Source organism: Bradyrhizobium sp. AUGA SZCCT0160 (assembly GCF_018130105.1).
Lineage (GTDB): Bacteria > Pseudomonadota > Alphaproteobacteria > Rhizobiales > Xanthobacteraceae > Bradyrhizobium.
The window spans coordinates 99,260-111,442 of record NZ_JAFCMD010000010.1 but is presented as its reverse complement, the minus strand read 5'-3'; the positions used below and the strand labels follow the sequence as shown (position 1 = coordinate 111,442).

The window sequence follows — 12,183 nt, the reverse complement described above, 5'->3', positions numbered from 1 at the left end:
TGGGGACGAGCCTACAAGGGATCCGTTAGGCGCGCAGCCGCGCCGACTTACGCCGCCGCGAGCCACCGGGTCGTAAACTCGTTCGCTTTGAGGCGACCAACCAGCGCCGAGAGTTCCTCGACTCACCCGATGTCAGGTCGGTTTATCAGCGGCTGAGGCAGGTCTTCGATGCAAGCAACGATGACATGGGCGAAGTCTTCCATTTTCACCCCTCCGATTTGGGTTTCAAGCGACCGCCCACCCTCTGCATCGATGAAAAGGTAGTTGCGGCTGGGAAACGAAGCGACCGCAGCAATCACAACCACACACTGCCAAAAATAAGGTTCGACCTCGCACACAACCTGCACCGTGCGGCAATCCAGTCCTGCTTGAACTATCGTGTTGACCATGGATGCCGACATTGCCGGCTCAAATGTCGAATCGATACGTAGTTCCAGCCTGTCCGACTCATGATTGACCGGAAGGAGGCCTAGCAAGAGGCCGCCGCTCAGCGCATCCTGATCGACGAGGTAGAAGCCGGCCCTCGTCAAGGTAAGACTCAGCGTTCCGATTTGTGACACTACCGAGTCAAGACTCGCTCCAAATTTTCCAAGATAAACAAGGCTACGGGAGAATACACCGGGATCAGAGTCTTCCAGGCCCGTTGAAATGTGATCCGTCATGATCACGACCGCCTGCAACACATGAAGAAGGCAATAATAGAATGGCTCGGTTCTCGTCCTGCGCTTCAGTTCGATTGCTGTCGCGAGATGTTCGATAACCGACCGCAGCAGCGCTCGAAACTGCGAAGTGTGGTCCGGCGACCGTTCGGGAATTATCTGTTCGATTTGAATCAGGACTTGCCGAAGTTCGTCCGTCGCACTCGCGTCGGTCTTCAGAAGTTCGATTGCACGATTCATGAGAGTCAAAAGCGCAGCGATCGGTTCGTGCGCCAGCATCATGGCAGGAATATCGGCAGTGGTTTCTCCGGGGCGTGGCGACAGAATTGCGCTTGCGAATATCCCCCGATTCCATTCATCTGAAACCGACGCCTCGGCCTCGCTTTCGCCGAGGCGTACACCCAGTGGAGCTTTAGCCATGTCGACCGCCTCACGACTGAAGCGCAGTGCCGACTCGATGGTCGATTCGTTACGTCGACGACGCAGTGCCCAGGCGCACAATGGTGAACCGGCGCCGCCGGATTCAACAAAGGTCGACGGTGCGTCATTAATAACCATAAAGGATCCCGGCGTGGCTTCCGGCGAATGACCGCGTGCAGCACTTAGCAATCCCCAAGCCTCCACCTCCTTCAGGCAATAGTTCGATGCTGCGTAGTTGCTGGTGACGAACGCGTGCATCTCTTCCGAGGCGCCGAGATTACGCCACAAGAAACGGCGGTTTGTATCGCCCCGAGGACGTGCCCAAATATCGAGGAATATCGTCGGCCGGGGCTTGCCATACAGATCCATCAACGCCCGTTTGCAGTCCGGACCACGATGGCTAAGAAAAACGCCTCCAACCCGCCGCATCTGCGAATGCAGGCCGAGGTGCATGACATCCTTGGCATCGAGGTATCGCGCATCAGGCGTAAGATCGCCGGCGTTGACGGCGCGCCTGGCGCGATCTTCGGTCTCATGTCCGAAGTCCCGCAGTCCTTCGGCACAAGCCTCCGCGATTATTCCCTGATCCGGCTCCGTCAATCCACGCAGGCGTGCATCCCGGTAGACATGCAGGGCGTTGATAATGCCCATTCGATTGAGTTGCTCGCCGGCCCCACGCCGGTTCTCAAAGATTTCTCCCATGCTCACGAACCGCATCATGGCTTGTCGAAGTTCCATGACATCTTCGAGTTGATGCCACGCGGCGCTCAGCCAAACGCACAGCTGCCAAAGTGCCGGGAAGTGCTGACGTTCGAGAGCGTCGATCGCCAACTCTCGGTCCCATTGGCTGATTGGGAGCGCAATCTGTCCATCCAGGATTTCCTTGAGCTTCTCCAGGACAACAAGACAGTCGGTCACGGCCATCCCGGCGTATGGATCATAGCTCCCCCCACCGTCGACAACGGGGCGGCACCGCTTGATGATCTCGGTCGCTGTAGTGTAGATCGCACGCATGCACTCATCGCTCCACGCTGCGATTGCCTCGTAGCACGGCGCATTTTCCGGGCTTGCCTCTTTGGCTTTGGCTTCGAAATTGGCCTTGGCCTCAAACAGATGAACAAGAATTGCGGTAAGACTACCCGTTGCCGCGAGATTGGCTCGGGCATCGATCAAAATCATCTCTTCCGGATTGAGATTCTGGCGAGGCTCGGCAGCGCCGCTTTGCTTACCCTTGCCGAAAAATTTATTCCACATCGCGCGGCCCCCTAACACACGTAGGGGTAGCACATTTGGTCGATCATATAAATGGATTCTGGCGCAGATTCCTGCCGGTCCGACGGGATGATCTGGGTGTCAAACTCTCATTTCACATCCTCATGCATGCGTATTAGTGAGCCCGTCCTGGTTGGTGTTCTTCATCCGGTCAGATTTGAATACGCGGTCACCCGCCTCGTAAACTCGCTCGCTTTGAGGCGGCTGACCAGCGCCGAAAGTTCCTCGACCTCCGATGCTGTCAGATCGGTCAGCGGCGAGCGCACCGGGCCGGAATCACGGCCGATCACTTTCATCCCTGCCTTGATCATCGAGACCGCATACCCGCGCTTGCGGTTGCGGATCGCAAGCAGCGGCATGATGAAATCGCGCAAACCGGCCTGGACGGTTTCGCGGTCGCGCCGCCGCACGGCCGCGTAGAATTTGGTCGAGAACTCAGGCACGAAATTGAACACGGCGGAGGAATAGGTCGTGACGCCCATTTCGAGATAAGGCAGCGCGAAGGTCTCGGCGGTGGGCAATCCGCCGACATAGGTCAGGCGGTCCCCCATGCGTAGATAGATCCGCGTCATCTGTTCGATGTCGCCGACGCCGTCCTTGAACCCGACGAGGTTCGGGCAGCGCTCGCAAAGTCTTGCGATCGTGTCCTCGGTGAGGATGGCGTTGTCGCGGTTATAGACGATGACGCCGAGGCTGGTCGACTTGCAGACCGCCTCGACATGCGCGGCCAGCCCCGCTTGTTCGCTGAACACCAGGTAGGGCGGAAGCAGCAGGATGCCGTCCGCACCGGCCCGCTCTGCGGCGCCAGCGAGTTCGGTCGCCATCGCCGTGCCATAACCGATGCCGGCGAGCACCGGTACGCGACCGGCGGTCTGCTGCACCGCAGTTGTAACGACGTCGACGACTTCCGCCGGCGTCAGCGAGAAGAGTTCGCCGGTGCCGCCGGCCGCGAACAGACCGGCCACCTCATAGCTGCACAGCCAGTCGAGATTGGAGCGATAGCGCGCCGCGTCGAATTTGTTGGCTGCGTCGAATGGCGTGACGGGAAACGACAGCAGCCCGTTGCCGATCGTCAGTGCCATTTCCTTCGGGGTCATTCTGCTCATCGCTGCGGTCCTCGCTGTGAAGACCTCAGGAGTAGACCGGGACTGATGCCGCCGCAGACCAATTGCTGGATCGAATGATCCATTGATTGGATGGCTCAGGCTCCAGAGCCTTTTCCGTTCCGATGCATCGGAACGGGGCTCTGGCTTCTTGATTTGACGCGTTTTCTTAACGCGAACCGGTGTCCACTTCGCTGGAAAACGCTCTGCCGGCCAGGTCGCGGGCGATCGCCGCGATCACCGGCAACAGCGGATTGTCATTGTCGTCGCGCCAGACGAAGTAGAGTTCGGCCGCCCGTTGCTGGTCGTCCGCCAGCGGCCGAAGCGCGACGCCCTTGAACTGCAATTTCTCGGCCGCTTCCGGTACCAGCGCCACGCCGACGCCGGCTTGCACGATGGCCAGGATCGAATGGATCTGCGCGAGGTGCTGGACATAGACCGGCGCCAATGCGGCGCGTGAAAACAACTCCACCAGCAGGTCGTGGAAGTAACGGGCCTCATAGGGTGCGTAGGTGATGAACGGTTCGGCCGCGAGATCAGCCAGATCGATCGTCGCCGCCCCGGCGAGCTTGTGCCCGGCCGGCACGGCCGCGATCATCCGTTCGGCCTTGACCCGAAAAAACTGCAGGCCGCTGCGCGGGATCGGCGGCCGCAACAGGCCGATATCGATTTCGCCGGCACCGAGACGCTTGAGTTGGTCGCCGCTGACCATTTCCTTGAGGATCAGCTCGACGTCAGGCAATTGCTGGCGGCAGGCCGCGACCAGCTCCGGGACATAACTATAGGAAGATGCGGCGGTGAAGCCGATATTGACCGAGCCGGCCTTGCCATCCGCTACGCGCCGCGCCAGCAGCGCCGCGCTCTCCGTCAGCTTCAGGATCAGCCGCGCCTCGGTCAGGAAACTTTGTCCGGCCGGCGTCAGCCGGACCAGGCGATTGCCGCGCTGAAGCAGTTTTACACCCAGGATCCGTTCGAGAATCTGGATCTGCCGGCTGAGCGGCGGCTGCGTCATGTTCAGCCGGGCAGCGGCGCGGCCGAAATGCAGTTCCTCTGCCACGGCCACGAAGCAGCGCACCTGACTCAGTTCGAACATTCCACTCCCTTTATTCTTTGCCGCATACCGGCTCCCAGCTCGCCAGCCTAGCGCAAGTCCGCGATTTGATCCAAAATTGGTATCGGACCATCCTCATTCTGGTTCGCTATTGGATCGGTCATCGCCTATCGTGCCATCAGCGCGGCCAAAGACCGCGATGCGCGACGCCGCAGAGCGCTTGCGCGAATTCGACCGGAGGAGAAACCATGCTTCCACGTTTCGGGCGCCGTGCCGCCCTCGCCGCCGCCGCAGCCATCCTGTTCAGCCAACTGCCGGGCACAGCTTCCGCCCAAAATTTCGACCGGCCAGTGCGCATTATCGTGCCGTTCGCGCCCGGCGGAACCTCGGACATCCTGGCGCGGCTGATCAGCCCAAAACTGTCGGCGGCGATCGGCCAGAGCGTGGTGATCGAGAACAAGCCCGGCGCGTCCGGCAACCTCGGCGCCGACACCGTCGCCAAGGCGACGCCTGACGGCACGACCCTGCTGCTGACCGATCTCGGTTCGCTCACGACGGCGCCCAGCCTGTTTTCCAACCTGACCTATAGTCTCGAAAAGGACCTCGCCCCGGTCACGATGGTGATGTTCGGCCCCTATGTACTGGCCGTGCATGAATCGATCCCGGTCAAGACGGCGGCGGAACTGATCGCCTATGCCAAGGCCAATCCCGGCAAACTCGCCGTGGCCAATTCCGGCGTCGGCGGTGCCAATCACATCACCGCCGTGGTGATGCAGAAGGAACTCGGCATCCAGTTCAAGCACGTGCCCTACAAGGGCGGTGCTGCCGCCACCCGCGCCGTCGTCGCCGGCGAAAGCGGCGCCCTCATCAATGGTGCCTCAGCCACCCTTCCCTTCGTAAACAACAAGCAGTTGATCGGTCTGGCGGTCACCGGCGAGAACCGCGTCCCCTCCGCGCCTGACGTGCCGACGTTCAAGGAAGCCAAGCTGCCCGGCGGCGAGTTCGGCACCTGGCAAGGCATCGTCGTGGCCAGCGGTACGCCGCCGGCAGTGATTGCCCGGCTCAATGCCGAGATCGGCAAGATTCTGGAGACACCCGAGATCAAGGCAAAGATCGCCGAACAGGGCGGCGAGGTCCGCGCCGGCAGCACGGATGCGATGGCAACCTGGCTGAAGGATTCAACAAAGCGCTGGGGCGACATCATTCGCGAAGCCGGCATCAAGGGCGAATGACGCGATCGATACCGGCGAAGCGAGGCTTGCGATGAACGCCCGCCGAACGGATTGGCAGGACCTGCTCTTCGGGCTGTTCCTGATCGCTGTCGCTGGCATCGCGCTGGCGGCGACGCGCACCTTGTCGGGCGGCACCGCCGCCGACATGGGGCCTGGCTACATGCCGCGCGCCATCGCCATCATGCTGCTGGGCTTCGGGCTCTGGTTCGCCGTCCGCGGCCTTCGCCGCCCCTTTGTCGGGATCGCGCCAGTCCGGCTGCAACCCCTGCTCGCGATCACGGCGTCGGTAGCCGTGTTCGCACTGACAGCCACGCGCTTCGGCCTTGCGCTGTCGTCCTTTGCCGCAATCCTGATCGCCAGCCTGGCGACGCGGGAAGCGCGGCCGATCGAGACCCTGCTGTTCGCGCTGGGGCTCTCGGCGGCCGCGGTGCTGCTCTTCGTCAAGGCGCTGGCCTTGCCGGTGCCGATCTGGCCTGGAGCATGGTTCTGACATGGAGCTGTTCGACAATCTGCTGATGGGGCTCTCGACCGCCCTGCAGCTGAAAAATCTGCTGTTCTGCCTGATCGGCGTCGTCATCGGCACCGCGATCGGCGTGCTGCCCGGCATCGGGCCGATCCCGGCGGTCGCGCTGCTGCTGCCGTTCACCTTCGGCCTGTCGCCGCCCTCCGCCATGATCATGCTGGCCGGCATCTTCTACGGCGCGCAATATGGCGGCTCGACCACGGCCATCCTCGTCAACGTGCCCGGCGAAACGTCTTCGGTCGTCACCTGCCTCGACGGCCACGAGATGGCCAAACAGGGCAAGGCCGGGACCGCCCTCGCCATCGCCGCGATCTCGTCGTTCTTTGCCGGCACCGTCGCGACTGTCGTCATCGCCGTGCTCAGCCTGCCGCTGGCGGCGCTGGCGCTGAAATTCACCGCGGTCGAGTATTTCAGCCTGCTCGTGCTCGGATTGATCGCCGCCGTCGTGCTCGCGCACGGCTCCGTCGCCAAGTCGCTCGCGATGGTGCTGCTCGGTATCCTGCTCGGCCTTGTCGGCATCGACGTCAATTCGGGGGCGCCGCGGATGACTTTTGGTGTTCCTGAAATCTCCGACGGACTCGACTTCGTGCCGGTCGCGATGGGGTTGTTCGGTCTCGGCGAGATCATCGCCAACCTCGAGCGCCCGGCGACGATGCGCGTCGTCAGCCAGTCGATCCGCAGCCTGATCCCCAGTCGCGCCGACCTTCGCGCCGCCTTCCCGGCGATGCTCCGCGGCACCATGCTCGGCTCGGTCCTCGGCGTGTTGCCGGGCGGCGGAGCGGCGCTGCCGCCGTTCTCTTCCTATGCGCTGGAGAAGAAGCTCGCCCGCGATCCTTCCCGCTTCGGCAAGGGCGCGATCGAGGGCGTCGCGGGGCCCGAGGCTGCCAACAATGCCGGCGCGCAGACCAGCTTCATCCCGCTATTGACGCTCGGCATCCCCGCCAATGCCCTGATGGCGCTGATGATCGGCGCACTGATGATGCAAGGCATCCAGCCCGGCCCACAGATCATGCGCGAGCAACCCCAACTGGTCTGGGGCGTCATCGCCAGCATGTGGGTCGGCAATTTGATGCTGCTGGTGATCAACCTGCCCCTGATCGGCGTGTGGGTCTCGATGCTGAAGATTCCCTATCGTCTGCTGTTCCCGGCAATCGTGCTGTTCTGCTGCATCGGCACCTTCGGCATCGCCAACAATCTGTTCAACGTCTGGCTGATGCTCGGCTGCGCTGTCATCGGCTACTTCTTCATCAAGGTCGGCGTCGAGCCCGCGCCGCTGTTGCTCGGCCTCGTGCTCGGCCCGCAGCTTGAGGAAAATTTCCGGCGCGCGATGCTGCTGGCGGACGGCGATTTTTCGGTCTTCCTGCGCCGCCCGATCAGCGCCACGCTGCTCGCCCTCGTCGCGGTGCTGTTCCTGCTGATGATATTCCCGGCGATCCGGCGCAGCAGGCAGGAGGCGCTGGCGGAGTGATCGCGGCGTTCGGAAAGAGGCGGCGAGCCTAGCGAGGTCGAGAAGGTCCCGATCATAGTGATGACGGACCTGCTATTATGCGGCCTCTCCCGATGCGAGGTCGCCGTTCGGGACGTCCTGCTCCTGTCTGGCCGTTCGCCACCGTTCCGCGTTAGCCAGATCAGCGATGGGCGATAGCAGCGCACGATCGAACTCCGCCATGGGGTTTGCCGCCCGCGCCCGTACCGGCCAGTCCGCATGTGCCAGAGCGCCCCGCCCAAGCGAGACGAAGTCTGCCTCACCGTTCGCCAGGAGCGCGGCCGCACGCTTCGGGTCGTGAAGCGATCCATTGGCCAGAACCGGAAGCCGCGCATGTCGTTTCGCAAGCGCTGAAAGGCTTGCGCCGGTTTCACCGAAGGCAGGACGCCACGCCTCGAACTCCGTTGTGTGGAGATAGTCGAGCGGCAGGCGGCCGAGCGTCGTGAATATGATTGCGGCATCGTCCTCATGCCCTGACCATTTATGGAGGACGTTATTGACCTTCCCCTGCGAGATGCGGACGCTGACGACGAACTTGCCGCCGACCGCAGACCGGACTGCGCGAACCACCTCGACGGTTAGCTGAATTCGACGGGCGATATCGCCTCCATATTTATCCGCGCGCAGATTAACGTGTTCGGTCAGGAACTGGTCGAGCAGGTAGCCATTCGCGCCATGCACCTCGACGCCGTCGAACCCTGCATCCTTCGCGAACAGGGCTGCCCGCGCAAAGCCTTCGACGGCCTCCGCGATCTCTGCCTCGGTCATCGCAACCGGCATGGGGTACGCGCCACAGCCGCGGTAGAACGCCAGTTGCTCTCCCTTCGGCCGAATGGCCGAGGGTCCGGCGGTCTGCGAACGATATGGGTTGCCCTGCGAGAGCGCGCCCGCGTGCATGAGTTGCGCAATGATCCGGCCGCCCGCCTGATGTACGCCGTCCACGACGGTACGCCAGGCGTCGACTTGAGCGGCGTCGGTCAGACCGGGCTGATACAGATAGCCGTGCGAGAACGCCTTGTCGGTGTAGATACCCTCGGTCACGATCATGCCGAAACCGCCCTCGGCGAACCAGCGATAGTAGTCCGCCATGCTCCGCGTTGCGCGCCCACGCTGATCGGCGCTGACGCGGGTCATCGGCGCGACGGCAAGCCGATTTGCCAGTGTGAGGCTGCCAACCTGCAGAGGGACGAAAAGGCGCTCGATTGCGGACTGCTCGAGTCCTCGGCTCCCTACTTCATCAGACGCCATGTCACGACCTCCCCGCCGTCGCGACCGCAGCGATCGCTTCGATCTCGATCATGGCTTCCGGCGTGTAGAGCGCTTTGACTTCGACGATGGAGTCGGCGGGATAAGGAGCGCTGAAGAACGTGCGGCGAAGGTCGACGACCTCCTTGAAGTGAGTCATCGCGGTGAGGAAGATCGTCACCTTGATGACGTTCTGCAGGCTTGATCCGCCCGCCTCGAGCGCACGGCGCAAATTGGCGAAAGCCTGCTCGCCCTGAGCGCGGAACCCGCCTTGGACGATCTTGCCATCGTCGTCGTAACCGGCCTGGCCGGAGATAAAGAGCAGTTCGCCAACCCTAATTCCTTGCGACAGAAGATAGGGCTCATAGGGGTCGGGTTGGGTGATCACACGCTGCAACATGAACTTCTCCATTTGTTGAATCGCGGACATGCAGCTGAGAAAAATTCATCTCAAACGGCATACACGCGACCGGTTCGCAGCAATATGAGAAATCCTTTGGCGCTCGACAAACTCGAAATCATCAGGCATTAGATGAACAAATATCATCTGTATGAGCCAATGCGTCAGCTACCGCCACTTTCCGCCCTTCGCGCCTTCGAGGCAGCCGCACGTTTTGGGAGCTTCAAGCAGGCCGCCATCGACCTGGCTGTCACGCCAACGGCGATAAGCCACCAAATCCGGTCGCTTGAGGATCATACCGGGCTCGTCCTGTTTGAGCGCCGAACTCGCCAGGTCATCCTGACCGAGGCCGGGCAGCTGCTTTATCCCGTGCTGCGCGAAGGCTTTGACTCATTCGCTGCAGCGCTGGACCGCCTGCGCAAAACAAAACTCCGACCGACCGTGACAATCACCGCAACCACAGCCTTCACGGCGAAGTGGCTCGTGCCCAAGGTTACGAGATTTCAGGCGCTTCATCCGGACATTGACCTGCACCTACATGCCTCGGACGCGGCCGTTGATCTTGAGAGCAATGCCATCGACCTCGCGATCCGCTACGGTCGAGGCCCTTATCCCGGATTTCGTGCCGAAGCGATGTTTACCGATCGGTTCGCGCCCGTTGTAAATCCCCATCTGGGCGTCCGCACCCCCGACGATCTGGACCGCGTGCCGCTCATCCACTTCGAGTGGCACCGCTCCGATCCGGTCAATCCGACCTGGGCGGGTTGGTTTAGAGCAGCAGGCGTGATTGCGAACGATCCCAGGTCCCAGCTGAGATTTTCAGACGAAAGCCATGCCATCCAGGCCGCAGTGGCCGGCCAGGGAGTGGCGTTGCTCAGCTTGAGCCTCGTGGAGGATGAGCTAATGGCCGGCCGGCTCATCCAACCCTTTGGACCCGTCGTCGAGGGCCTGACCTACCACATGTTGACGGTAGCAGACCGGCCGATGAGTCACGTCATAACGGCCGCCGCAGATTGGCTTCGAGCCGAGATTGATGGCGTCCGGTCGACAGAGTGATCATTCTTCGTCGCGCGGTGATCATGCGCTCAGTCCCACCGCCCACTTCTACCAGGGCTCATTTCTTGCCTTGCGGATAGATCGTCTCGCCGCGCTTGAGCATCGCGACGAACGTTTCGACCTTCTTCTTCCGTCCGGCTTCGGTTTTCATATTGTGCGTCCGAAACGCCAGCGCGAAGCGGTTCTGCGCGCTGAGTTTCGCCAGCATGGCCTTTGCCCTGGGCTCGGCATCGATCGCGGCCTGCAGATCGTCGGGGATCTTCATGTCCTTGCTGTTATAGGCGCGCGCCCAGCGCCCGTCGGACTTGGCCGCGTCGACTTCCTTTAAGCCGTGATCGGTCATCCGGCCTTCCTCGATCAGGCGCGCGACGTTGTCGACGTTGATCCGGCTCCAGATGCTTTTCTTCGTGCGCGGCGTATAGCGCTGCATATAGCTCTTGTCGTCAAAACCCTTGCGCTGACCATCGATCCAGCCCCAGCACAGCACGACATCGATGGCTTGCTTCGGCGTAATCGATTTGAATCCTGAATCCACCTTGTGGATCTTGATCCAGATCTCGGCTTCCTTGTCGTGGTGCTTGCCGAGCCATTTGTAGAAGCTCTCGGCGTCCTTGAATTCGCGGATCTTGTCGGGATTGATTTTAACGGGTGCCACCGGCGGACCTTTGATCGAAGAATCATGCGTAGTTGAACGCTTCTATCATCGTGCACAACCACCGGGCCTCAGGAACGGTGGATGTCCGCAGCCTGCCCTGCTTCCTTCGTCGCTGTCGTCCAAATTGCCCCAGCCAGCACTGGCACCAGCCGCCGCCAACTTACACATCGCCCGGCATTTCCGGCATGCCGCGCCGCTTCTCGTTTGAATTGTCTGGGGATCGGCCCTGGAGGCCGTCTTTCACCGTAGCCGGCACCCGCCTGCCGGACACGAAGACGTGAATAATATATCGTATACGATTTAATCGGACGCGTTGACTTTCGGTGCTTTCGGGCCTTTATAGCGCGTACGCAAATAGATCGCATCCGATCTAATTCACAAAGGGAGAAGGACCATGACCAATGCAAGCAAGACCGCGACCCCCGCCATGAAGCTCGAGGTCGTCGTTATCCCGGTTTCCGACGTCGATCGCGCCAAGGCGTTCTACGGCAGCCTCGGCTGGCGGCTCGATGCCGACTTCACCGACGGCAAGGACTATCGCGTTATCCAGTTCACCCCGCCCGGCTCCGACGCTTCTGTCATCTTCGGCAAGAACGTTACCGCCGCGGCCCCCGGCTCCGCACAGGGACTTTATCTGGTCGTCTCCGACATCGAAGCCGCGCGCAAGGAATTGCAGGGTCGCGGCGTCGAGGTGAGCGAAGTGTTCCACGCCGCCGACGGCGAGTACTCCGGCAAACATGAACCCTTCCTGCTCGGACGCGATCGCGCCAGCGGCCCGGATCCGGAGCATCGCACCTACCAATCCTATGCTTCCTTTAGCGACCCTGATGGCAATGGCTGGCTGTTCCAGGAAGTCACCGCGCGCGCCCCCGGACGCGTCGAAGGCGACACGAATTTCTCGTCGTCGGCCGAAATCGCCAGCGCGCTTCGCCGCGCCGCGGCAGCCCATGGCGAGCACGAGAAGCGCAACGGCGGCCAGCACGATGTGAACTGGCCGGACTGGTACGCCGAGTACATCGCCAAGGAACAGGCCGGCGAGCCGCTGCCGCTCTAAGTCAAACAACCTCAAGTCTGCCTTGCG

11 protein-coding genes are annotated in these 12,183 nt (G+C 61.8%); 5 read left to right on the top strand and 6 right to left on the bottom strand.

The genetic code is table 11. The annotated features are described in order from the left end of the window. Positions 1-122 precede the first annotated feature (122 nt). The 3 genes from JQ558_RS17895 to JQ558_RS17885 form a co-directional block, all read right to left on the bottom strand. A complete protein-coding gene (locus tag JQ558_RS17895) occupies positions 123-2,333 on the bottom strand; it encodes a hypothetical protein (RefSeq protein WP_212294427.1) in 2,211 nt (736 codons plus the stop codon). A 161-nt stretch (positions 2,334-2,494) separates the two neighbouring features. Further along, positions 2,495-3,457: a 5-dehydro-4-deoxyglucarate dehydratase gene (gene kdgD / locus JQ558_RS17890; RefSeq protein WP_212294426.1), complete on the bottom strand. Its 963-nt coding sequence runs from the start codon at positions 3,455-3,457 to the stop codon at positions 2,495-2,497. Positions 3,458-3,623: 166 nt separating this feature from the next. After that, positions 3,624-4,547: a LysR substrate-binding domain-containing protein gene (locus JQ558_RS17885; RefSeq protein ID WP_212294425.1), complete on the bottom strand. Its 924-nt coding sequence runs from the start codon at positions 4,545-4,547 to the stop codon at positions 3,624-3,626. Positions 4,548-4,753: 206 nt separating this feature from the next. On the opposite strand from JQ558_RS17885, the gene JQ558_RS17880 reads away from it, so the two are divergent. From JQ558_RS17880 to JQ558_RS17870, 3 genes are read left to right on the top strand one after another with little or no spacing between them, the layout of a single operon-like run. Then, on the top strand, positions 4,754-5,737 hold the full coding sequence (locus tag JQ558_RS17880) for a tripartite tricarboxylate transporter substrate binding protein (RefSeq protein WP_211994527.1): 984 nt from the start codon (positions 4,754-4,756) through the stop codon (positions 5,735-5,737). Positions 5,738-5,768: 31 nt separating this feature from the next. Continuing rightward, entirely contained in the window at positions 5,769-6,227 is a 459-nt protein-coding gene (locus tag JQ558_RS17875) for a tripartite tricarboxylate transporter TctB family protein (RefSeq protein ID WP_212207915.1), read from the top strand. A gap of 1 nt (position 6,228) precedes the next feature. Next, positions 6,229-7,728: a tripartite tricarboxylate transporter permease gene (locus JQ558_RS17870; RefSeq protein WP_212294424.1), complete on the top strand. Its 1,500-nt coding sequence runs from the start codon at positions 6,229-6,231 to the stop codon at positions 7,726-7,728. A gap of 75 nt (positions 7,729-7,803) precedes the next feature. On the opposite strand, the gene JQ558_RS17865 is transcribed toward JQ558_RS17870, so the two are convergent. Continuing rightward, entirely contained in the window at positions 7,804-8,994 is a 1,191-nt protein-coding gene (locus JQ558_RS17865; protein WP_212272582.1) for an NADH:flavin oxidoreductase, read from the bottom strand. Between the two features lies 1 nt (position 8,995). Then, positions 8,996-9,391, bottom strand: coding sequence for a RidA family protein (locus JQ558_RS17860; protein WP_212208032.1), 396 nt, complete (start codon positions 9,389-9,391; stop codon positions 8,996-8,998). Between the two features lie 132 nt (positions 9,392-9,523). Here JQ558_RS17860 and JQ558_RS17855 point away from each other — a divergent pair, with 132 nt between their 5' ends. Beyond that, positions 9,524-10,447 carry a LysR substrate-binding domain-containing protein gene (locus JQ558_RS17855; RefSeq protein ID WP_249142520.1) on the top strand — a complete coding sequence of 308 codons (924 nt, stop codon included), beginning with the start codon at positions 9,524-9,526 and terminating at the stop codon, positions 10,445-10,447. 58 nt (positions 10,448-10,505) lie between these two features. Here the strand turns inward: JQ558_RS17855 and JQ558_RS17850 are convergent, their stop codons facing one another. Then, entirely contained in the window at positions 10,506-11,102 is a 597-nt protein-coding gene (locus JQ558_RS17850; protein ID WP_212207912.1) for a YdeI family protein, read from the bottom strand. Positions 11,103-11,496: 394 nt separating this feature from the next. Here JQ558_RS17850 and JQ558_RS17845 point away from each other — a divergent pair, with 394 nt between their 5' ends. After that, entirely contained in the window at positions 11,497-12,156 is a 660-nt protein-coding gene (locus tag JQ558_RS17845) for a VOC family protein (RefSeq protein WP_212294423.1), read from the top strand. The last annotated feature ends 27 nt before the right edge of the window (positions 12,157-12,183 follow it).